The sequence below is a fragment of the Streptomyces sp. NPDC002176 genome (assembly GCF_044903645.1).
In the GTDB taxonomy this organism is placed as follows: Bacteria; Actinomycetota; Actinomycetes; order Streptomycetales; family Streptomycetaceae; genus Streptomyces.
Genome location: NZ_JBJDQW010000003.1, coordinates 499,468 through 520,771 on the forward strand (window position 1 = coordinate 499,468; position 21,304 = coordinate 520,771).

Here is a 21,304-nt window from a genome sequence, read left to right on the forward strand (position 1 = left end):
GGTCAGCGTTCCAGTACGACCCGGCCGCCGACCTCCACCCAGCCGTGCGGCTGGGGGGCGGTGAGGAGCTGGGAGCCGCGGCCCTGGGTGATGTTGAGGGCGCGGCCGAGCCGGTCGGTGAGGAGCAGGGCGGCCGCGCCGGTCGCCTCGTCCTCGGTGATCCCGTCGTCCCGGCCCGGGAAGGCGCGGGCCCGTACCCGTCCCGCGGCCTCGTCCTCCCAGGCCCAGGCGTAGATCCACTCCCCCGGCGGCGGCACCTCCAGGGCGTCGACCTCGGCGGCGCTCGCGTACTGGCGCAGGGTGCGCGGTGGGGCCCACTCCGCGCGGGCCTCGATCCAGGTGAACTCGCCGTCCAGCCGGGTGCCGACCTCCCCGGCGGGCGTGACCAGTTCGGGTACGTCGAGCAGCCAGGCGGTGCCGACGCAGGGGTGGCCCGCGAAGGGCAGCCGGGAGGTGGGGGTGTAGATGTCGATCACTCCGCGCTCGGGGTCGTCCACGAACACGGTCTCGCTGAAGCCGAGTTTGGCGGCGAGCGCCTGCCGGTCGTCCCGTTCGGGCACCCGCGAGCCGTCGCGGACGACGCCCAGTTCGTTCCCGTAGCCGCCGAAGGGGCCGCAGAAGACCCGGAGTACGTCGTAGTCAGTCACCGGTGCATTGAAGCATCGCGGCCGCTTGGGCTGCTCTTTGCCTTTACTTGAGATCGTTTTTGGGGCGCCGACATCAAGTCGTGTCTGTGATCTTTTCGTGCCGTTCGAATCCGGTATCGGGCGGGGACGGGCGGACTAAGGCTCGGGTAAGTTAGGCAAGCCTCACCAAACCGAATGGGCGGATTCGTGCCGTCCTGACCGCATGGAGCCCGTTATGCGAGCCGTCCGTCCGATCGCGATCGCCGCCACCGCGGCTGCCGCGCTGACCGCCCTGTCGGCGTGCACCGCCAAGAGCGACGCCAAGGACGGCGACGCCATCCAGGTCACCGCCGCCGACAGCACGTGCGACACCTCGGCCAAGTCCGTACCGGCCGGCCAGGTCACGCTGAAGATCGAGAACAAGGGCTCGCGCGCCACCGAGGTCGAGATCGTCTTCCCGGACGACCGGATCGTCTCCGAGAAGGAGAACATCGGGCCGGGCACCAAGTACACGCTGACCGCCGAGGTGAAGGCGGGCTCGTACGAGATCGCCTGCCGTCCCGGCATGAAGGGCCACGGCGTCCGGCAGAAGCTCGACGTGACCGGCTCCGGCAAGTCCGCCAAGCGGAACCCGGCGCTGGACACCGCGGTCGCCGGTTACCGCCAGTACGCCCAGGACCAGGCCGACGAGACGGTCCCGCTCGCCGAGACCTTCGCCAAGGCCGTGCAGGCCGGTGACCTGGACGCCGCGAAGAAGGCGTACGCGCCCTCGCGCCTCGGGTGGGAGCGCACCGAGCCGGTCGCCGAGTCCTTCGGTGACATCGATCCCCGGGTCGACACCCGCGCCGACGGCCTGGAGGACGGCCAGAAGTGGACCGGCTGGCACCGGCTGGAGAAGTCCCTCTGGCAGGACAAGAAGATCGGCGCCGAGGACAAGAAGCTCGCCGCGCAGCTCGTCACCGACCTCAAGGACTGGCAGCACCGGGTCGGCAAGGCCGAGATCACCCCGACCTCGATGGCCAACGGCGCCAAGGAGCTGCTGGACGAGGTCGCCACCGGCAAGGTCACCGGCGAGGAGGACCGCTACGCGCACACCGACCTGGTCGACTTCAAGGGCAACGTCGAGGGCGCGCAGAAGGCGTACGGCCTGCTGAAGCCGGTCGCCGCCAAGAACGACTCCGCGCTCACCGGTGAGCTGGACAAGCAGTTCGCGGCGCTGGACAAGCTGCTCGACAAGTACCGCCCGGCGGGGGACTCCTACGACTTCGTCTCCTACGAGAAGGTCGGCAAGGACCAGCGCAAGGAGCTGTCCGACGCGGTGAACGCCCTGGCCGAGCCGCTGTCCAAGCTCGCGGCCGCGGTCGTCAAGTAGGCACGGGAGCCACGGGTGAAGACCGAGAACGAGCGCGGCGGACCCTCGCGGCGCGCGCTGATCGGCTGGGGCGGTGCCGGGCTCGCGCTCGGCGCCGCCGCGGCGGGCGGCGGTGTGGCGCTGTCGGACGGCAGCCTGGGCCTGGCGTCGGCGGACACGGACCATGCCGTGACGTTCCACGGCGCCCATCAGGCGGGCATCGCCACCCCGGTGCAGGACCGTCTGCACTTCGCCGCGTTCGACGTGAAGACCGAGGACCGCGCCGAGTTCGTCCAGCTGTTGAAGGACTGGACGGCGGCGGCCCGGCTGATGACGGCCGGGAAGCCGGTCGGCGAGGGCGCGTACGGCGGGCTCGCCGAGGCCCCGCCGGACGACACCGGCGAGGCGCTGGGCCTGAGTCCGTCCCGGCTGACCCTCACCCTGGGCTTCGGGCCCTCGCTCTTCGAGCGGTTCGGGCTCGCGGACCGGCGTCCGGCCGCGCTCGCGGACCTGCCGAAGTTCCCCGGCGACAACCTGGACGCCTCCCGCACCGGAGGCGACCTCTGTGTGCAGGCGTGCGCGGACGATCCGCAGGTGGCGGTGCACGCCATCCGGAACCTGGCCCGCGTCGGCTTCGGCAAGGTCGCGGTGCGCTGGTCCCAGCTGGGCTTCGGCAAGACCTCCTCGACCACCCCGGACGCGCAGACCCCGCGCAACCTGATGGGCTTCAAGGACGGCACCCGCAACATCGCGGGCACCGAGACCGCCCGGCTGGACAAGCACGTCTGGGTGTCCGGGTCGGACGGGGACGCCAAGTCGGCCTGGATGGCCGGGGGTTCGTACCTCGTCGCCCGGCGTATCCGGATGAACATCGAGACCTGGGACCGTACGTCGCTGCAGGAACAGGAGGACGTGTTCGGCCGGGACAAGGGCGAGGGGGCGGCGGTCGGCAAGGCGAAGGAGCACGACCCGCCGTTCCTGAAGGCGATGAAGCCGGACGCCCATGTGCGCCTGGCCCACCCCGACTCCAACGACGGGATCACCATCCTGCGCCGGGGCTACTCCTTCACCGACGGCACGGACGGGCTCGGCCGCCTGGACGCGGGCCTGTTCTTCCTGGCCTACCAGCGTGACGTGCGCGAGGGGTTCATCCCGCTGCAGCGGCGGCTCTCCGCGCACGACGCGCTCAACGAGTACATCCAGCACGTGGGTTCGGCGGTCTTCGCGGTCCCCCCCGGTGTCCGTGACTCCCACGACTGGTGGGGCCGGGCGCTGTTCTCCAAGGAGGCGTAGTCCGTGTTCTCCAACTACCTGATCGGTCTGCGCGAGGGGCTGGAGGCGTCGCTCGTCGTCTGCATCCTGATCGCCTACCTGGTCAAGACCGGCCGCCGGGAGGCCCTGAAGCCGATCTGGACCGGCATCGCCATCGCGGTCGCGCTCGCGCTGGGCTTCGGCTGCGCGCTCGAATTCGGCTCGCAGGAGCTGACGTTCCAGGCGCAGGAGGCGCTGGGCGGCTCGCTGTCCATCGTCGCGGTCTGCCTGGTGACGTGGATGGTGTTCTGGATGCGGCGCACCGCCCGGCACCTCAAGTCGGAGCTGCACGGCCGTCTCGACGCCGCCCTCGCCATGGGTACCGGCGCGCTGGTCGCCACCGCGTTCCTCGCCGTCGGCCGGGAAGGGCTGGAGACCGCGCTGTTCGTCTGGGCGTCGGTGCACGCGGCGAGCGACGGCACGCCGCGCCCGCTGATCGGCGTCGCCCTCGGTATCGCCACGGCGGTGCTGCTGGGCTGGCTGTTCTACCGGGGCGCGCTGCGCATCAACCTGGCGAAGTTCTTCACCTGGACCGGCGGCATGCTCGTCGTGGTCGCGGCGGGCGTCCTCGCGTACGGCGTCCACGACCTCCAGGAGGCGGGCTGGGTACCGGGCCTGACGGACGTGCCCTTCGACATCTCCGACACGATCCCGCCGGACAGCTGGTACGGCACCCTGCTCAAGGGCGTGTTCAACTTCCAGCCGGACCCGACGGCCGGGCAGATCACGGTCTGGCTGCTGTATCTGGTGCCGGTGCTCACGCTGTTCCTGCTTCCCTCCCGCCTCTCCGGCCGCACGGGCGAGACCGCGCCGAGCGCGGCGAAGTAGGCGCCTCCGGGGGTCCGGCTCCCGTTCCCTCCCGGTAGGGTTCGCCTCCGGGAAGGGGAAGGTGAAGTCGCCTCATGAGCAGGGATCGCAGCGGCCGCGGGCTACGCGGCCGGAACCGGAAGGCACTCATAGCGGCCTCGCTGACCGCGTGGACGCTGACGGCGAGCGGATGTGTCGTCGTGCACGGCGAACGCGAGCTGCTGCCCGCCGCCACCCGCGCCGAGGCCGCCCGCGCCCTGACGGGGTTCACGGACGCGTACAACAAGGCCGACCGGGCCTTCGACGGCTCCCTGGACGCCGGGCAGGTGGGCGGGGCGTTCGCCGCGATCGACTCCGCCCGGCTGCGGGCGGGTCACGCCAACAATCCGGGCGGCAACTCCCGGCACGTCCCGCTGACCCTGACCGACGCGAAGTTCACCATCCCGAAGAAGCCGGGCTGGCCGCGGTGGTTCGTCGCGGACGCCAAGGGCAGCAAGGGCGGCAGCGCCCGCTGGCTGATGGTGTTCCTCCGCGACGGACTCGGTGAGCCGTGGCGGGTGTCGTACGTGACGCTGGTCCCGCCCGCCCAGGTGCCGAGGTTCCGGCTGGACGCGGACGGCTGGGCGGAGGCGGTGCCCGCCGCTTCCACCGGTGAGGCGGTCCCGCCGGGGGAGCTGAGCGAGCGGTACGCGGCGTATCTGCGCGACGGTGGGAAGACGTTCGCCGACGGGCCCAGCACCAGTGGGTGGCGTACGGTCCGGGCCCAGCAGGCGCGGCGGCCGGGGCTGGTGCGGCAGTACGTCGACGAGCCGCTGACCCGCGACGACTTCGCACCGCTCGCGCTGCGCACCGCGGACGGTGGCGCGCTGGTCTTCTTCGCCTCGCACCACTACGAGAAGCGGACGGCTGCCGCCGGGACGTCGGTGGTCATCCCCAACCAGGACGTGCGGGCCTTGACCAAGGGTGAGGTGAAGCAGTCCCTGACCCTGGAGTTCGTCTCCAACCAGGCCGCGCTCGACCCTCCCGGCGGGGGGCCGGTGTCCGTGCTGGGCCGAGTACAGGGGCTGACCGCGGCACAGGGCGAGTAGAACCGGCCTCCGGCCGGATCTGTTTCCCACCCGCACCACCCGTACAACTTTCGTCGTCGGGTGCGGGTGGCCCTGGTGGGGCGAAATCACCGTCGGCGGCCGCGGGTCGTGGGGCTTCCGCCCGTGCGACTCGCGTCGTCGGGTGCGGGTGGCCTGGTGGGGCGAACTCGCCGTTGGCGGCCGCGGGTTCCGGGGCTTCCACCCGTGCGACTCTCGTCGTCGGGTGCGGTGGTCCTTGTGGGGCGACATCGCCGTCGGCGGGCTAGGGCTCCTGGGCACTACCTCCACCCGCATCGGCCTATGGCCAGCACCGCGAGCCTGGCGCAAGGCGCCCCAACCCGCGGCCGCCGACGGCGAGTTGCCCCGGCGGGGGCCACCCGCACCCGACCATGAAAGTTGTACGGGTGGTGCGGGTGGGAACACGATTCGGCCGGAGGCCGGTCAGTGGCGGGACGGCCAGGCGGTGCCCGCGTGCTGGTCGGCTTCCGTACCGGCGTGCTTGGCGCAGGCGTCCGTCAGGGACTCCAGCAAGGTCAGGGGTTCGGGCAGCGGGTGCTCGGGGCCGCGGACCCAGCGGACGCCCCGGTCGGGGTCACCGGGGAGCCGGGCCGGGGGGACGAGGACGTAGGAGCCACGGCAATGCCAGCGCAGGCCAGGATGCTCGTCCATGGTCTCGGGGTGGCAGTCCAGCTCGCAGGGCCACCACTCGTCCTCGTCCTCGGGGGTGCCGCGGGTCTGGGTGAAGAACAGCATGCGGCCGTCGTCGCTCTCGGCGACCGGCCCGACCTCGACGCCCTCACCGAGGAGCCGGTCGAGAGCGGCCCGCCCGGCGTTCAGGGGCACGTCGAGGACGTCGTGGGTCATACCGGTGGCGGTGATGAAGTTGGCCTGCGGCTGGTCGCGGGCCCACCGCTCGATCTGGGCGCGGTCGGTGGTCGACTGGGTCTGCCAGGCGAAGGACACCGGGTGCCGGGCCGGGGTGGGACAGCCGACGCGGTCGCAGGAACAGCCGTAACCGGGGGCGGGGTACGCGGCGAGCGCCAGGGGCAGCCCGGCCGCGGCGGTGGCGAGCAGCAGCGACTCCCGGCCGCCCTCGGCGGCGGCCTCGTCCTTGGGACGCCGTCCGCGCAGCCACTGGGAGATCTTGCCCTGGCGGCCGGACCGGCCGCCGAACGTCGCGCTCATCTGTCCCCTCGCCTCGCTGTGGTGCGGACAGCATGCCTCATCGTCGCACCTTCCTGCGCCGCGGGGAGCCCGAGAACGGATATGAAGGAGCCTGGCGAGACATACCTCACGATGGAGGGGTATGCGCGGTTTTCCCCTTTCTTTGCCAGGGGATCAGAGCACCTGTCCGGGGTAGTCCGCGGCGAGGCGGTTGATGTCGGGGTTGCGCAGCACGGGGGAACCGGTGCCGTCGAGGCGGCTCACGGCGAGCATGGCCCGTCCGACGGCGTCGGTGGTGGTGACATGGCGCGGGAAGGCCCGGCGCAGCAGCGGGTAGAGACCGGCGGTGACGCGGTAGAGCGCACGGTAGAGCGGGGTACGTGAGGAGGCGCCGGCGACGGGCTGGATGTAGCCGGGGCGGAACAGGTAGGTCGTCATCGGCATGGCCAGCAGGTCGTTCTCGGTACGGCCCTTGACCCGGGCCCACATGAGGCGGCTCGTGCCGGAACTGTCCGTGCCCTCGCCGGAGACGTAGACGAAGGTCAGCGCGGGGCTCGCCGCACGCAGGGCGCGGGCCGCGGCGAGGGTGTAGCCATGGGTGACGCGGGTGTACTCCTCCTCGCCACGGCCCGCGGCGGAGATGCCGAGACAGAAGAAGCAGGCGTCCAGATCCGTCAGTTGGTCCCGGATGGCCGTGTAGTCGGTGAAGTCGGAGTGGACGATCTGCCTCAGCTTGGGATGCGCCTGCGCGAGGGGGCGCCGGACGACCGCCAGGACCTCCGTGACGCTCTCGTCGAGGAGGCAGGCACGCAGCGCGCCGTACCCGACCATTCCCGAGGCTCCGAAGACGATGACGCGCAACGATGCTCCAAGGGGTTGAGGGGGGAGCCCGGAGAGGACCGGGCCTTCAGCGGGAGGCGCGGGCGAGTGCGCCCGCGGTGAGGGTGGCCAGCAACTGACGCAGCGACGTGGCGAAGTCCATCTTCCGGGCGGCGAGAGAGGGATCGGCCTCGTATGCGGTGAGCATCGCCTGTGACGGCCGGGCGTGGGTCCACACCGCCCCGATGCTCATGATCGTGAACGCCGCCAACTCCGATGCCTCGTCGCCCAGTTCGGGCAGGTGGGCGTCGGCGAGGGCGGCGAGCTCCGCCACGTTGGCGAGGGCGGCCCTCTTGTAGCGGGCCGCGACTTCGGAGGAGACGTTGTGCTCCAGCACCCCTGCCTGGGCACTGAAGAGGTCGCACAGCACGCTGCGGCCGGTGACGGACGCCGTGATGGCGGCGGCGAACTGCTCACCGCGCTCGCCCACTCCCGCCGTCGGGTCGATCCGGTCGGACAGGAGAGCGGGCAGGCCGGTCGTCCACCCCGTCCAGGCCCGGTCCAGCAGTTCCAGCAGGATTGCCTCGCGGGACTCGAAGTAGCGCATGACGTTCGACTTGGCCAGCCCGGCGCGACGGCTCAGTTCATTGAGGCTGACGGCGCTGACGGGCATTTCGTCGAGCATGGCGGCGGCGGTGTCGAGGATGGCCTGACGCCGGATCTCGCGCTGCTCCTCACTGCGTGCCCGCTGGAAGGATGTCATGCCCCGCATATTACAGACTCCCGGTCTTTTGACTTGAGACCGGCGGTCCCTTACGTTGGCGCACATAAGAGACCGCCGGTCTGCTCAATCCGAAGGAGTTCCCGCATGACACGCACCGCCGTCATCACCGGCACCACGTCAGGCTTCGGCCTCGACAGCGTGCGTCTGTTCGCATCCCAGGGATGGAACGTCGTGGCGACCGTCCGCAAGGAGGAGGACCTCGGCATCCACAGCGACGTGCCGAACGTCAGGACCCTCCTGCTGGACGTCGACGACGAATCGGCCGACGCCGCCTTCGCCGAAGAGGCCATCGCGCAGTTCGGCGGCGTCGACGCCCTCGTCAACAACGCCGGCTACTACCACATGGGCCCCGTCGAGGCTGCTTCCATGCGGCAGATCCACGGCCAGTTCCAGACCAACGTCTTCGGCCTGATGGCCCTGACCAAGGGTTTTCTGCCGCACTTCCGCAAGCAGCGCTCCGGCGTGATCGTCAACATCTCCTCGATCAGCGCCGATCAGGGGTACCCCTACACGGCCGTCTACGCCGCGTCCAAGGCCGCGGTCGCGGCCTTCTCCGAGGGCCTCCATGTCGAGATGGCCGACTTCGGTGTCTCGGTCAAGGCGATCTTCCCCGGCACCCACGCCACCCGCATCTTCACCAAGATCGACCAGGCCGCGGACGTACCCGAGGACTACCAGCCCGGCATCCGGCGCTTCTTCGGCGCCCAGGGCACCGGCTCCAGCCCTGCCGTCACCGCGAAGGTCATCTACGAGGCCGTCACCGACGGCAAGCTGGAGAAGGTGCGCTACTACACCGGTCCCGATGGCGTCGCCATCCCCCGCGCCAAGCAGCTCCTCGGCGCCGACTGGTACTGGGAGGAGTTCCGCAACGCCGCCACCGGCAACCCGAGCGACCTGTGGAAAAGCCTCGTGACGCAAGGCGAGGAACCCGTCGAGTTCGCTCTCTGAGCACCCCGACCGGCCGACCGGGGCCCAGTCGAGGGACGGCGACGCGGGCTAGTCGTCCCCCAGCGGCGGCCAGGCGTCGCCCCACTCGGCGTCACGGGCCGCCTTGTACAGCGTGCCGTGCCGCTTGGTGACGGTGGTCCGCCGCAGCTGCTCGTCCGCCTCGCAGAGATCGAGCAGCACCTGCCCCTTGCGGATCTGCGGGCGCCGGACGATCCGGGCGGGCGCCGGGTCGGCGGGCAGCCGGGTCGCGGCGACGTAGCTGAACTTCTCGTCCTCGTACGCCAGGGAGCCGCCCTTGACCTGGCGGTGCAGCGAGGAGCGGCTGACGCGTGCGGCGAAGTGGCACCAGTCGGTGCCGGGCACGATCGGGCACGGCGCGCTGTGCGGGCAGGGCGCGGCGATCCGGAACCCGGCCGCGATCAGCCGGTCACGGGCCTCGATGATCCGCTCGTACCCCGCCGGGGTGCCCGCCTCCACGATGACGACGGACCGCGCGGCGGTGGCCGCCGCGTCGACGAGGGCGGCCCGGTCGGGTTCGGACAGCTCGTTGAGGACGTAGGAGACGGTGACCAGGTCGGTGTCCGGCAACTCCAGCGCCGCCCCGATGCGGGCCCGCCGCCACTCGGCGCCGCGCAGCGCGGGGTGCGCCCCGGCGATCTCCCGGCCGAGGGCGAGGGCGGGCTCGGCCCAGTCCAGCACGGTCACCGGGCGTTCCCCGTCCCAGGTGGCGGCCACGGCCCAGGTCGCGGCGCCCGTACCGCCGCCGATGTCCACATGGCTGCCGGGCACCCACTCGGGCACCGCGTCGGCGAACGCCTCCAGTGCGGAGCGCACCGCCTCGAACGTCGCGGGCATCCGGTACGCGGCATAGGCCGCCACATCGGCCCGGTCCCGCAGGATCGGCGCGTTCGTCGGGGTGTCCCCCCGGTAGTTGGCGATGAGCCGCTCGACAGCGGACGCCGCCTGCCGCGGCGGCAGACCGTCCAGCACCCCGGCGAGGGTGGAACGGAGGGTATCGGCGGTGGGGGTGGGGGCGTTCACCGGACGATTCTCTCAGGTGCGGGGAGACAGGCCCTAGGAGACAACCCCTAGGCGTCCCGTACCGCCTTGGCCAGGCGGCTCGCCAGGGCCGCGCGGGGGTGGCTGTCGGGTCCGCGGCGTACCGGGTGGACCGTGTTCGCCAGCAGGACGAGGAACGTGTCCGTCGCCGGGTCCAGGACCAGGGAGGTGCCGGTGAAGCCGGTGTGACCTGCGGCGCCCTGTCCCGCCAGGGTGCCCATGAACCAGGGCTGGTCGATGGCGAAGCCCAGGCCGGGCGGGGTGAGGAGGAGTTCCACGAAGTCGGGGCCGAGGACGCGGGCGGGGCCGTACGCGCCGCCCGCGAGGAGGGCGCGGCAGAAGACGGCGAGGTCGGGGCCGGTGGAGAAGAGTCCGGCGTGGCCCGCGACCCCGCCGAGCGCCCAGGCGTTCTCGTCGTGGACGACACCCCGCAGCATCCCCCGGTCCGCCTTGGCCCACGGTCTGCGCTGGTCCTCGGTGGCCGCCGCCTCGGGGCGTGGCCCGTAGGAGGTCGCCGTCATGCCCAGCGGGCGGGTGATGCCGTCGGCGATCAGGACGTCCAGGGTGCGCCCGGTGATCCGCTCCAGCACGAACTGGACGAGCAGCATGCCGAGGTCGGAGTACAGGTACTCCCCCACCTTCTCGGTGGGCGGCTCGGCGCGCAGGCGGGCGAGGCGGGCGGTGAGGTCGGGGCAGTCGTAGAGCGGGAGTTCGGGCGCGAACCCGGCCGTGTGGGTGAGCAACTGCCGCACGGTGACGCCGTGTTCGGCAGCCCCGGTGAACTCGGGCAGGTACGCGCCCACCCGGGCGTCGATGCCGAGGGTGCCCCGCTCGATCTGCTGGAGGGCCGCGACGGACGTGAACAGCTTGGTGAGCGAGGCCAGGTCGAAGGGGGTGTCGAGGGTGACCGGCACCCGTTCGGCGGGCGGGAGTTCGACGCCGGTGCCGGACTCCGGGTCCCAGGCGGCGTACCGCACGGCCCAGCCCGACGGTTCGGCGACGGCGATCACCGGGCCGCGTCCGGCCACGGCCACGGCTCCGGCCGCCCAGGGATGCGTCCCGGCGGTGAGGGCGTGCAGGTCGTCGGTGAGGCGGGCCATCCCCGCGGGGTCCAGTCCGGCCCGCTCGGGGGTGCCGAGCCGGAGTTTCGGTGCGCTCAGTGGTCTCCTCCTTCTGGTCCCTCCGGGCCCGCGCCCGCCTTCCAGGGACGGCACAGTCCCATGAAGCAGGCGCCCGCCACCAGCGCGGCGGCCAGCTGGACGACGGCCATCGGGACGGCGGTGCCCTCCCCGGCGATCCCGACGAGCGGGGAGGCGACCGCGCCGATGAGGAACGAGGTCGTCCCGAGCAGCGCGGAGGCGGAACCGGCTGCGTGCCGGGTGCGCAGCAGGGCGAGGGCCTGGGTGTTGGGCAGGGTGAAGCCCATCGCCGACATCAGCACGAACAGCGCGGCGGCGACGGGCGCGAGCCCGACCTCGCCGAACACCCCGGTGGCCATCAGCAGCAGCGCGGTCGCGGCCAGCACGATCACCGCGAGACCGCAGCCGAGCACCCGGTCCAGCCGGACCCGGCCCACCAGGAGCTTGCCGTTGATCTGCCCGGCGGCGACCAGGCCGACCGAGTTGAGCCCGAACAGCAGACTGAAGGTCTGCGGGGAGGCGCCGTAGACCTCCTGGACGACGAAGGGCGACGCCGAGACGTAGGCGAACAGCGCGGCGAAGGCGAAGCCGCCGGTGAGGAGGAAGCCGGTGAAGGGCAGGTCGGCGAGGAGGCCGCGCATGGTGCGCAGGGACTCCTTCACGCCGCCCCGGTGCCGTTCGGCGGGCGGCAGCGTCTCGGGCAGCCGCAGCCAGACCAGCGCGGTGAGCACGGCGCCGATGCCGGTGAGGACGACGAAGACGCCCCGCCAGTCGGTCACCCGGAGGATCTGCCCGCCGATCAGCGGGGCGACGATCGGGGCGACCCCGGATATCAGCATCAGGGTGGAGAAGAAGCGGGCCATGGCGACCCCGTCGTAGAGGTCGCGTACGACGGCCCGCGCGATGACGATCCCGGCCGCGCCCGCGAGGCCCTGCGCCAGCCGGAAGGCGACCAGGGTCTCGACGGTGGGCGCGAGCGCGCACAGGGCGGTGGCGACGAGGTACACGGCGAGCCCGGTGAGCAGCGGGCGCCGCCGCCCCCAACGGTCGCTCATCGGCCCGACGACCAGCTGGCCGAGCGCCATCCCGGCCAGGCAGGCGGTGAGGGTGAGCTGCACGGTCGCGGCGGGCGCGTGCAGGGTGCGGGTGACCTCCGGCAGCGAGGGCAGGTACATGTCCATCGCGAGCGGGGTGGTCGCGGTGAGCGCCCCCAGCAGGAAGGTGACGAGCACCCCGCGCGGCGGCCCCGCGACCACGGCCGTCTCCTGGACGGCCGCCACCTCCGAAGCCGTCACGGCCTGCCGCTCACCCATGAAACCCCTCCCAGCCAACACCCCGGACGACGCCCCCCATGGTCTCAGCTCGAACAGGGTGCGGGGGACGTGTGTGCGAAGGTCGCCGACGGCCTCGGCGGACCGCCCGCCGCCGAGAGGTGTCAGCGGCGGTGGCGGCCGCCCTGCTGGGGGGCTTCGGTGGGCGTTTCCGTCGTACGGGCCCGGCGGCGGCCGCCCTGGCGCGGGACGGCTTCGGCGGGGGCGCCCGCCGTGCTCGCCCGGCGGCGGCGCAGCAGGGCCCAGGCGCCCGCGCCCAGCAGGGCCGCGGTGCCCGCCGCGCCCTCGGTTAGGCGGAGGGCGGACGGGCCGGGCGGGGTGGCGTCCGCGTGGGACGGATTCCGCTCCGGGACCGGGCTGACGGTCGGGCGGCTGCCGTTCGTGCCGCCGGGTGCGGCGAGCAAGCCGACCGGCTGGGCGGCGCGGCCGGGGCCGAAGCCCCAGTCGAGGAGGGCGGCGGTCTGCTCGTAGACGGCGTTGCTGCCCTCGGTGGGGTGCATCACGGTGACCAGCAGGGTGCGGCCGCCCCGGGTGGCGGCGCCGGTGAAGGTGTTGCCCGCGTGGCTGGTGTAGCCGTTCTTGACGCCGAGCAGCCCCGGGTACGGCGTGAGTCCGAACGCGCCCGTGAGCAGGCGGTCGGTGTTCTGGATCTGGAAGGTCTTCTTGCCGCCCGCCGGGAAGTCGGCGGTGCGGGTCCCGCAGTGGCGCCGGAAGTCGGGGTTCTCGAGCCCGGCGCGGGCGAACAGCGTGAGGTCGTACGCCGAGGAGATCTGGCCCTTGTGGTCGAAGCCGTCCGGGCTGACCACGTGGGTGTCGAGGGCGTGCAGGTACTCGGCCCTGGCCTGCATCTCGGCGACCGTGCGGGCGACACCGCCGTTCAGGTGGGCCAGCACGTGCACGGCGTCGTTGCCGGAGCGCAGGAACACGCCCTGCCAGAGCTGCTCGACGGTGTACGTGGTCCCGGCCTGGACGCCGACGAGGCTGGACCCGGACGGTATGTCGGCGAGGTCGGCGTCGGTGACCCGGTGGCGGACCGTCGGGTCGAACTTGGGCAGCACGGTGTCCGCGAACAGCATCTTCAGCGTGGACGCGGGCGCGAGGCGGCGGTGCGCGTTGAAGGAGGCGAGCACCTCCCCGGTGTCCCGGTCGGCGACGAGCCACGCCGCGGCGGTGAGCTTCCTCGGCAGACCGGCCGCGCGCACCTGGACCCCGCCGCGGGCCAGCCGTTCACCGCCGACGACGTTCGTCCCCGCGGATCTCGCCCCGGCGGCGGAGGCGGGGGCGGTGGCGGTCAGGGGGACGGCGGCGGCCGCGAGACCGAGGAGGGCACGTCGGCTGAGCGGGGAACATTCACGCACCCGGGGACCGTACACCGGCTCCGAAGGGCCCTTACCCCGGGGAGGTGTTTCCCCGGCCAGGACTTTGCACTCTTATGAAAGTCCGATGGACCGATGGCATGCCGTAGGTCGTGTGCCCTATGCCTGGCCTGTCTCAAAGCGGGAGATCCGGCCGTCGTCGGCCACGGTGAAGGTCCACCGGGTGCGCATCTCGCCCCAGGTGTCGTTGCGGTACCGGGCGACGAGCGCGCGGCCGCCCCGGGACTCGTTGTCCACCTCCAGGTGGCCGTGGCTGGAGAAGATCTCCTGGTCGATCCAGACGGCGAGGTCGTGGTCGGCGCCGTCGTCGGCCATGGTCGCGCCGGGCGCGAGGAGGGACATGAAGCCTTCGCGGTCATGGGAGTTGACGGCGTGCACGAAGGCCCTCACGGCCGGGTCGCGCAGCTTGGCGGGCTGAATCGTCATGGCGTCAGGCTCACACCGCTCCCCGCGCCCTGCCACCGGACGTCCGCCACCCGCGCCACCCGGACGCCCGGCCCGGGAGGCCGGACGGGGGACCCGGTGCGACGGTGGACGCAAGGGAAGGGAGTGACCATGACCTGTTACGACCGACGCGATGTGGGCCTGCTGCTGCTCCGGCTGAGCACCGGCGGGGTACTGGCCGCGCACGGCGCGCAGAAGCTGTTCGGCTGGTTCGGCGGACACGGCCTGGAGGGCACCGGCCAGTTCATGGAGTCGGTGGGCTTCGCACCGGGCAAGGCGAGCGCGACGGCGGCGGGCGCGGCGGAGGCGGGCGGCGGCGTCCTGCTGGCCCTGGGCCTCGCGACCCCCGCGGCGGGCGCGGCGGCGGCCGGCGCGATGGCCGGGGCGGCGGCCCTGCACGTCCCCAACGGCTTCTTCGCCCAGGAGGGCGGCTACGAGTACGCGGCGAGCCTCGGCCTGGCCGCGGCGGGCCTCGCCGTCACGGGCCCCGGCCGCCTCTCCCTGGACCATCTCCTCGGCCACGTCTTCGACCGCAACTGGATGGTCCCAGCCGCCCTCGGCGTCACGGCGGCGGCCACCGCGGTGGTCATCGGCGCCCGGAACCGGCGGCTGCGGGAGACGGTGGTGACGGAGCAGGAGGTGCTGTTCGAGGAGTAGAGCCCTCGGGGCTCGAGGTGGGGGTACGACAGACGAGTCGGGCTGTACGCCGAAGGAGAGCCACCGCAACGCTATGAACTGCGCGAACGTGTAGGGAGCGCACATGTGTGGCTACCTCGATGGCTACGAGGGATGCCATCACGCCCTGCAGTGCTCCCGAGGCGGTCTTCGTCGCTTTCGGTTACATGGTCTACCGATACGCCCGGAAGGGACTGGTCGCGCGCCGGAGCTGGAACCGGCCGAGGGGGGTCTTGCGGGAGTTCGCGAGTCCCGTCGCACGCGCACGCCATCCCGGTCGCGCACCGCGATCTGAAGCCGGACAACGTGCTGATCGCCGCTGACGGCACGGTCAAGGTGCTGGATTTCGGCATCGCGAAATCGACTGCGCGCAGATCAACCCGCTCGGCTGCATGTTGCACGACCTTCTCGCCGGGGAGTTGGTGTTCAGTGGCGACAACGAGTACCAGCTTCTGCACCAGCACATGAACGTGCCGCACTTGCAGCAACTGGGATCGGCAGCCGATTCCCGGCCCTCGCCCATGGCGGCTCTCTTTCCGAACTTCCCGACCCGACAGTGGTCTACCGCCAACCGAACGCACCCCTGCGACGGACCACGCCGCCCGTGCCCTCGCTCGGGCCGGTGGCGCCCGTCCCCGGTCCCGGCACGCGTCGACACCACGCTGTGGGACGCGATCCGGGACGTCTGCGCCAGGTCCGCGGACCTCGCCGAAAGCGGACGGTTCGCTCAGGCCGCGAATGTCCTCAACCGGTGATCGCCACGGCGGGACCGGGTGATGAAAGCACGCTGGAGTGCCGTCGGCACGCCGCCTACTTCCGGGCCAACCTGGGTCAGGCCACAGTCGCCTTACGGGAGTTCCAGGAGGTTCTGGAAGTCGTGTCCGAAGCGGCCGGGGACGCCTCCGAAACCGCTCTCGACCTGCGGCGCAGTATCGGCTTGCTCCTCTTCTCCGAGGGGCGCCGCACCGAGGCCGAGGGGGTCCTCGACGCCCTCCACGAGGACATGTGCGTCCTCCTCGGTGAGGACCATGAGGAGACTCGCGAGATCGCCGATCTCCTCGCTCGGCCGCGCGACCCGAAGGGACCACTCCCTTACTGACGTCCTGCCGGTGCGGTGCACACGCCGTCAGGCCTCGTCCTCGGCCTCTTCGCCGTGGATGCGCTGAGCCAGATTCCACAGACTCAGGCCATCCGACTGGAACCAGCGAGCCGTTCCCTGGTTGGCCACGGGTCGCTCGTCCCAGTCGGCGTCCGCCCACATCTTCGACACCAGCCCGGACGGCGAGTACTGCTGCTTGTCGTGCGCCCAGAGGATGGGCTTCGTCCGGTGATTGACCCAGGTCGCCTGACGTCGGCTTTCGTCTCCGGCAAGCCACTCTTCCATGGCGTCACGTTCGGGCTCGGTCTGAGCTACGTAACGAAGGGGGGATCCGTCCTTGATGGCACGACGGTCGACCAGGAGCGGCACGGTGTTCGGACGACGCGGCTTGCGCTCCTTCGCGGGAGGTGCGGGAATGGCGACGCCATCGGCCAGGTCACCGAGGACCTGCTTCGCGAGATCCCGGCACGTATCCACGCCCTGGAAAGCGGTCCTGATCTGGGGACGCGGCCCGTAGCGAGTGACGATCTGGTGCGTCAGCCGACGCACCAGGTCCGGTACGAGGGCGGGAATCTTCTCCAGCACCTCGCTCTCCCAATCGAAGTCGGGGTCATCGATGCTGGTGGCGCCGAGATGCTGAAAAAGCAGGTGAGTGACGAGAAAGCTACCGTGCTCGGTAGTAGCGGCCTCGCGGCTGTTCTGACCACTGCCCAGTTTGTAGACCGCGCTTCGTGCCGCGCGCAGCGTGAGCACGGAGCGCCACACCTTTTGCGGCGAGGGCTCGCGTTTGAACAACAGGGTGTGACTGCCCTTGGGGCCCTGTTCCCAGAGGTTCTCCGTCGAACTGGCGGCCCGGGCGGCCTGTTCCGCATCCGGGTACAGGCACGCGAGCGCGAGAGCAAGTTCGTCCAGTGAACAACCCGTCTGAGGCGCGGCGACCGGCTCACCCCGCTTGATCACGTACTGCTTGCGCAGTTCGGCGCGCAGGTTGGCCTTGATCGCCTGGTGCACAGGCTCGAGCGCGATGTGATCGCGCTGCTCGATGGCGTTCTGCCGGTTAGCCGCCTGCGAGACCTGGATGCCGAATTCCCGGTCTTCATGCGTGTTGATGACCTTGATGCTCAGAGTAGCGTTGGCCGCAGCCTCACCGTCGTCGTGCATGGCTCTGGCGACAGCCCGTACCGTCTGAGCGCCGTTGACGATACTTGCTCCACTCACGGTGAGAGTGGTCGGCCTGCTCTGCGGCGCCTTGGCGCTGTCGTGCTTCGCCGTGAGCGAGTCGCAGATCATGGTGATGCCGTTATTCAGGTGCCAGAACTTGGTTGGATCGGACGTGAGGGTCTGGCCGATCTCCGCATTGGTGACGGTCGTCCCGAGTGGGGCCCGGAGATTCTGCTCGAACAGGCCGGTACCGTGACTCTCGTACCACTCGGCCACGCTCTCGGCAGAAACCGTGCCCTGATAGGCGTCGAGCGGTCCCTTCTGCTGGTACCAGTCGTCAAGGCGGACGTCCAGGCAGATCGGGTCCGGCCGAAGATCTGCGTGGATCTGGTCATGGAAATCTGCCGCGTACAGCACCTCCACGCTCAAGCGGGCACCGTGCTTGTTGAACTCGTCGAGAGCGTTGTTGAGAACCTCGAGCGCTGGCGGAGAAGGCTCCGCCGTGCCCATCAGCGCGATGAGCAGGGTGGCCCTTTTGTTGATGATGAACGGCCTGGCTTCAAGCGCGAGGGCGCCGGCACGCTGGTTGAACTGGTCGTACAGTTCGTTCTCGATACGGTTCAGGCCGTCCACCATCGCCTTGGCGGCATCCACGTCGAAGGTAGCTGAGCCCTTGTCGCTCCACTTTGCCTGGACGAGCAGAGCCTGCCCGCTCTCCGGCAGGGGCGCGATGGCATCCAAGCCCTGATCCGCAATGCCGTCCGTGACGAACCGGGCCGCCTCGGCTACAGAGCATTGGGCCACGCGTCGTACCGCGAGGGCTGCGAGGGCGCGGGAGAGGAAGCGCTGCTCGTAGTTGCCCCCGCGGAAATGGGCGATGTCGCTGTCGAATATCACCCCGCCAAATGTCTCGTGCAGCTGCTCGCGCACCTGCGTGACCTGGCGAGGTGTGTCCGCCCCCGAGGTGGCCATGGGTGGTTTGCCTTCCTGCTGGTGGTGTCTTGTAGATGGCCTAGGCCGACGTCTTGATGCCTGAACCGTTGCCGCGCTGCCGGAGGCTGAAGTCCACGACCAATAAGGCAACACCAGCCGAGTGGATCGTGGCTTCCACCCAGTCCAAGACCGCTTCGAAGGGCACGCCGCTCGCGCCGAACCAACCGTCGCGCACCAGCTGGGCGAAGTGGGTCGGTGCCAAGTGGCGGGTGAGCGTGCTCGCGGAAGGGCCTGGGGTATTGGGTTCCGCCGCGGCTGAGATCGCTGCGGCGACCTGCTCGTAAGGGTAGATCGCACCGGAGCTCGTCCGCTGCAGAGCGGCGGTAAAGGGCACGGGCTCATGAATGCGGAGAAAGAGAGGGTTGTCCAGCAAGCTGAAATCGTCGGCGCTCCGCCGGTCGTGTCTCGGCAGGTGGTGAAAGCGGCTGTGGAACTCGTCCAGACTGTGCCGGGCGTCAGGCGTCAAGAGCCCGTTCGGGCCGGGACGTACATAACGCAGTATGACGAGCGTCCGGGTGTCGACGTGGTAGTAGTACGCATCGAGGGAGCCCTCCTCACCGTCCACCACCCGCTGATCGACTATCGACGTGGCCTCGAAGTCATAACTTCGGTTGCCTCCGCGATTCGCGAAGGCTTGGACGACAGTCTCACTGACGCCACTGAACCTCGTCGCTGCCCGCCCACGGACGTCGTCGAGCATCGGCTGAACCGCAGTCCCGACAAGCCCGCTGATAAAGGCTGTCCCGGCGACTGTCCTGTCCCAGAGACGTACCTCCGAGAAGTCGTTCGGGGCCAACCCCGCTATCTTGGCGAAGAGTAGAAGAGCGTCACGCTCGTCACGCCAGCGAAGCTCCCCCTCGGTCCAGCCTTCTGCGTCATCGAGTAGAGGCATCAGCCTCTGAACTTCGGCTTCGACATCAGAAGAGATCTGGCGGAGATTGGCAAACACGGTGTCCGCACCAACAGTGACAGGACCGCTTTCCGGCAACGACTTGGAAAGAGCGGCGTCTCGCTCAACGCCGGCGCCCCAGAGCCCTGAGACAAGCACCAGGTCTCGAAACCTTCGCGCACGGGCGACAATGACCTTCCGGTCTCGGTCGGTCTCATGAGCAGGGCGCACGATCCCCAGCCCCCAGATCCGCTCCGATTGCTCCCCTCCCCGTTCGTCGCCGTGCTGGTCTACAGGGGCCAGCAGGATCGCGAGGTGTGTCTTGACCTCGGGCCAGTCACGGCAGGATTGGGAGTACGACCTTTCCTTGGCGTCGTCGGCATCGAGCAGACGAAGCAAGTCATTGTCAGGGCGCAGAATCGCCAGCCGCGGCGAACGGGCCGAGGACGGGGATTCAGCCCGCCTCGATTGTGCGAATGTCATCCACTCCCCCGTACCGACCGCCACCGCAACAAGCCAGGCTCAAGGAGATCTTAGCGCGCCGGTCCGGCTTCCATGATCTAAATCTTCGCCGCCTGGACCCGCTTCGTGACGTTTTCGCACAAGTCGGGAGAGGGTCAGCAAACGCACCGATCGTCCGTTGTCCCGTACGGCCGCCGAGCTGAGCACCGAGGCTCTCGACCGCCACTTCGCAGTCCTTTGTCGGCCATGTCGGCTTGCACGGGACAGGTACGCCATCGGCGTCACGCCCAGCTCCGCGATCCTCGCCGCGCCTCCCTCGGTCCTGCCACTCAACCCAACGGTCAACGGCCTCCCGCAGCGCTCCAGGACTTGACCATCAGCCAAGCGTCGAAGCTCAAACCTGCGCAACACTTTGAAATTAGCCTAGTCCGAGGCAACACCTCGAGGTCAAAGCCATAGCGACAGACGAGTCGGGCTGTACGCCGGGTTCTGTACCGGGGGCCCTCGCGGGCGTCCCGGTGACGGCCATCCATCTAGGGCCGGTGTTGCCACCGGCCTCGTGCGGTCTACCCGCGGACTCGGGCGGGCAGCCCTCGATCGTCCGCGCAGAAACACCGGGGTGTTTCCTTTTGACCTTGCTCCGGGTGGGGTTTACCTAGCTGCCCAGGTCACCCTGGGCACTGGTGGTCTCTTACACCACCGTTTCACCCTTACCCCGCGCCGAGGCGCGAGGCGGTCTGTTCTCTGTGGCACTGTCCCGCGAGTCGCCTCGGGTGGCCGTTAGCCACCACCCTGCCCTGTGGAGCCCGGACGTTCCTCGGGAAGCCCCTTAAGGGACTCCACGCGGCCGTCCGCCCGGCTCGTCTGCCGTGCCGACCATGGTACCGGGCCGGGCGGGCGGCGCCGACCGCCGCCGGGGGCCCGTACGCTGGCGCGGAGGCCGAGAAGCGCCGAGAAACAAGGAGTTCGTCCGTGCTGGTCCTGTTGCCCCCGTCGGAGGGAAAGGCGTCCTCGGGCCGGGGTGCCCCATTGAAGCCCGAGTCGCTGTCCCTGCCCGGTCTCGCCGCCGCCCGGCAGGCCGTGCTCGCCGAACTGGTCGAGCTGTGCGCCGGGGACGAGGAGAAGGCCCGCGAGGTGCTGGGCCTGAGCGAGGGGCTGCGCGGCGAGGTCGCCAAGAACGCCGGGTTGCGCACGGCCGGAGCCCGTCCGGCGGGCGAGATCTACACCGGTGTCCTCTACGACGCCCTCGGCCTGGCCACCCTCGACCCCGCCGCCAAGCGCCGCGCGGCCCGCTCCCTGCTGGTGTTCTCCGGCCTCTGGGGCGCGATCGGCGTCACCGACCGCATCCCCTCCTACCGTTGCTCCATGGGCGTCAAGCTGCCCGGCCTCGGCGCGCTGGCCGGACACTGGCGGGCACCGATGGCCGAGGTGCTGCCCGAGGCGGCCGGGGACGGGCTCGTACTGGACCTGCGCTCCGCCGCGTACGCCGCCGCCTGGAAGCCCAAGGGCGAGATCGCGGGGCGCACGGCGACCGTACGGGTGCTGCACGCGCCCACCCGCAAGGTGGTCAGCCACTTCAACAAGGCGACCAAGGGCCGTATCGTCCGCGCCCTGCTCACCGAGGGCACCGCGCCGAAGGACCCGGCCGAGCTGGTCGTCGCGCTGCGGGACCTCGGGTACGAGGTGGAGGCGGCGGCGCCGGAGAAGGCCGGGAAGCCGTGGGCGCTGGACGTGCTGGTGGACGAGGTTCACTGAACGCGTTGCAGCATGTGCAACGT

Annotated in this window: 20 protein-coding genes and 1 other RNA gene; 9 read left to right on the plus strand and 12 right to left on the minus strand. The window is 70.7% G+C overall.

Annotated elements, in window-relative coordinates; translation table 11 throughout:
• Positions 1-2: 2 nt before the first annotated feature.
• On the minus strand, positions 3-647 hold the full coding sequence (locus ACI2LY_RS16065) for a PhzF family phenazine biosynthesis protein (protein ID WP_388992866.1): 645 nt from the start codon (positions 645-647) through the stop codon (positions 3-5).
• A 214-nt stretch (positions 648-861) separates the two neighbouring features.
• Between ACI2LY_RS16065 and efeO the strand changes: the two genes are divergently transcribed.
• From efeO to ACI2LY_RS16085, 4 genes are all read left to right on the plus strand, one after another.
• Positions 862-1,998, plus strand: coding sequence for an iron uptake system protein EfeO (gene efeO / locus ACI2LY_RS16070; RefSeq protein WP_404707669.1), 1,137 nt, complete (start codon positions 862-864; stop codon positions 1,996-1,998).
• A 15-nt stretch (positions 1,999-2,013) separates the two neighbouring features.
• Positions 2,014-3,270 (plus strand): iron uptake transporter deferrochelatase/peroxidase subunit, encoded by a 1,257-nt coding sequence (gene efeB, locus ACI2LY_RS16075; protein WP_404707670.1) that lies wholly within the window; start codon positions 2,014-2,016, stop codon positions 3,268-3,270.
• A gap of 3 nt (positions 3,271-3,273) precedes the next feature.
• Entirely contained in the window at positions 3,274-4,116 is an 843-nt protein-coding gene (gene efeU, locus ACI2LY_RS16080) for an iron uptake transporter permease EfeU (protein ID WP_404707671.1), read from the plus strand.
• 74 nt (positions 4,117-4,190) lie between these two features.
• Positions 4,191-5,183, plus strand: a complete 993-nt coding sequence (locus tag ACI2LY_RS16085) for a hypothetical protein (protein WP_404707672.1) — start codon at positions 4,191-4,193, stop codon at positions 5,181-5,183.
• A 441-nt stretch (positions 5,184-5,624) separates the two neighbouring features.
• Here the strand turns inward: ACI2LY_RS16085 and ACI2LY_RS16090 are convergent, their stop codons facing one another.
• The 3 genes from ACI2LY_RS16090 to ACI2LY_RS16100 form a co-directional block, all read right to left on the minus strand.
• Positions 5,625-6,368, minus strand: coding sequence for a bifunctional DNA primase/polymerase (locus ACI2LY_RS16090; protein ID WP_404707673.1), 744 nt, complete (start codon positions 6,366-6,368; stop codon positions 5,625-5,627).
• A gap of 153 nt (positions 6,369-6,521) precedes the next feature.
• On the minus strand, positions 6,522-7,208 hold the full coding sequence (locus tag ACI2LY_RS16095) for an NAD-dependent epimerase/dehydratase family protein (RefSeq protein WP_404707674.1): 687 nt from the start codon (positions 7,206-7,208) through the stop codon (positions 6,522-6,524).
• Between the two features lie 46 nt (positions 7,209-7,254).
• Positions 7,255-7,929 carry a TetR family transcriptional regulator gene (locus ACI2LY_RS16100; protein ID WP_404707675.1) on the minus strand — a complete coding sequence of 225 codons (675 nt, stop codon included), beginning with the start codon at positions 7,927-7,929 and terminating at the stop codon, positions 7,255-7,257.
• A 105-nt stretch (positions 7,930-8,034) separates the two neighbouring features.
• Here ACI2LY_RS16100 and ACI2LY_RS16105 point away from each other — a divergent pair, with 105 nt between their 5' ends.
• Positions 8,035-8,898, plus strand: a complete 864-nt coding sequence (locus ACI2LY_RS16105) for an SDR family NAD(P)-dependent oxidoreductase (protein WP_404707676.1) — start codon at positions 8,035-8,037, stop codon at positions 8,896-8,898.
• Between the two features lie 48 nt (positions 8,899-8,946).
• Here the strand turns inward: ACI2LY_RS16105 and ACI2LY_RS16110 are convergent, their stop codons facing one another.
• From ACI2LY_RS16110 to ACI2LY_RS16130, 5 genes are all read right to left on the minus strand, one after another.
• Complete coding sequence (locus ACI2LY_RS16110; protein ID WP_404707677.1) at positions 8,947-9,939, minus strand: small ribosomal subunit Rsm22 family protein; 993 nt, start codon at positions 9,937-9,939, stop codon at positions 8,947-8,949.
• A 47-nt stretch (positions 9,940-9,986) separates the two neighbouring features.
• Positions 9,987-11,171, minus strand: coding sequence for a serine hydrolase domain-containing protein (locus tag ACI2LY_RS16115; RefSeq protein ID WP_404707678.1), 1,185 nt, complete (start codon positions 11,169-11,171; stop codon positions 9,987-9,989).
• On the minus strand, positions 11,114-12,409 hold the full coding sequence (locus ACI2LY_RS16120) for a multidrug effflux MFS transporter (RefSeq protein WP_404707679.1): 1,296 nt from the start codon (positions 12,407-12,409) through the stop codon (positions 11,114-11,116). The genes ACI2LY_RS16115 and ACI2LY_RS16120 overlap by 58 nt, the downstream gene beginning before the upstream one ends.
• A gap of 122 nt (positions 12,410-12,531) precedes the next feature.
• Positions 12,532-13,785, minus strand: a complete 1,254-nt coding sequence (locus ACI2LY_RS16125; RefSeq protein ID WP_404707680.1) for a D-alanyl-D-alanine carboxypeptidase — start codon at positions 13,783-13,785, stop codon at positions 12,532-12,534.
• Positions 13,786-13,902: 117 nt separating this feature from the next.
• Positions 13,903-14,229, minus strand: a complete 327-nt coding sequence (locus ACI2LY_RS16130) for a nuclear transport factor 2 family protein (RefSeq protein ID WP_404707681.1) — start codon at positions 14,227-14,229, stop codon at positions 13,903-13,905.
• A gap of 129 nt (positions 14,230-14,358) precedes the next feature.
• Here ACI2LY_RS16130 and ACI2LY_RS16135 point away from each other — a divergent pair, with 129 nt between their 5' ends.
• The 3 genes from ACI2LY_RS16135 to ACI2LY_RS16145 all read left to right on the plus strand — a co-directional run bounded on the left by ACI2LY_RS16135 (position 14,359) and on the right by ACI2LY_RS16145 (position 16,021).
• Positions 14,359-14,904, plus strand: a complete 546-nt coding sequence (locus ACI2LY_RS16135) for a DoxX family protein (RefSeq protein ID WP_393911055.1) — start codon at positions 14,359-14,361, stop codon at positions 14,902-14,904.
• A 132-nt stretch (positions 14,905-15,036) separates the two neighbouring features.
• Positions 15,037-15,390, plus strand: a complete 354-nt coding sequence (locus tag ACI2LY_RS16140; RefSeq protein WP_404707682.1) for a protein kinase — start codon at positions 15,037-15,039, stop codon at positions 15,388-15,390.
• Positions 15,391-15,673: 283 nt separating this feature from the next.
• Entirely contained in the window at positions 15,674-16,021 is a 348-nt protein-coding gene (locus tag ACI2LY_RS16145) for a hypothetical protein (RefSeq protein WP_404707683.1), read from the plus strand.
• A gap of 27 nt (positions 16,022-16,048) precedes the next feature.
• Here ACI2LY_RS16145 and ACI2LY_RS16150 read toward each other — a convergent pair whose 3' ends face one another.
• The 3 genes from ACI2LY_RS16150 to rnpB form a co-directional block, all read right to left on the minus strand.
• Positions 16,049-18,154 (minus strand): AIPR family protein, encoded by a 2,106-nt coding sequence (locus ACI2LY_RS16150; protein ID WP_404707684.1) that lies wholly within the window; start codon positions 18,152-18,154, stop codon positions 16,049-16,051.
• A gap of 40 nt (positions 18,155-18,194) precedes the next feature.
• Entirely contained in the window at positions 18,195-19,547 is a 1,353-nt protein-coding gene (locus ACI2LY_RS16155) for a hypothetical protein (protein ID WP_404707685.1), read from the minus strand.
• A gap of 441 nt (positions 19,548-19,988) precedes the next feature.
• Positions 19,989-20,389: RNase P RNA component class A (rnpB, locus tag ACI2LY_RS16160), an RNA gene on the minus strand.
• A gap of 109 nt (positions 20,390-20,498) precedes the next feature.
• Here rnpB and yaaA point away from each other — a divergent pair.
• Positions 20,499-21,281, plus strand: a complete 783-nt coding sequence (gene yaaA / locus ACI2LY_RS16165; RefSeq protein WP_404707686.1) for a peroxide stress protein YaaA — start codon at positions 20,499-20,501, stop codon at positions 21,279-21,281.
• The last annotated feature ends 23 nt before the right edge of the window (positions 21,282-21,304 follow it).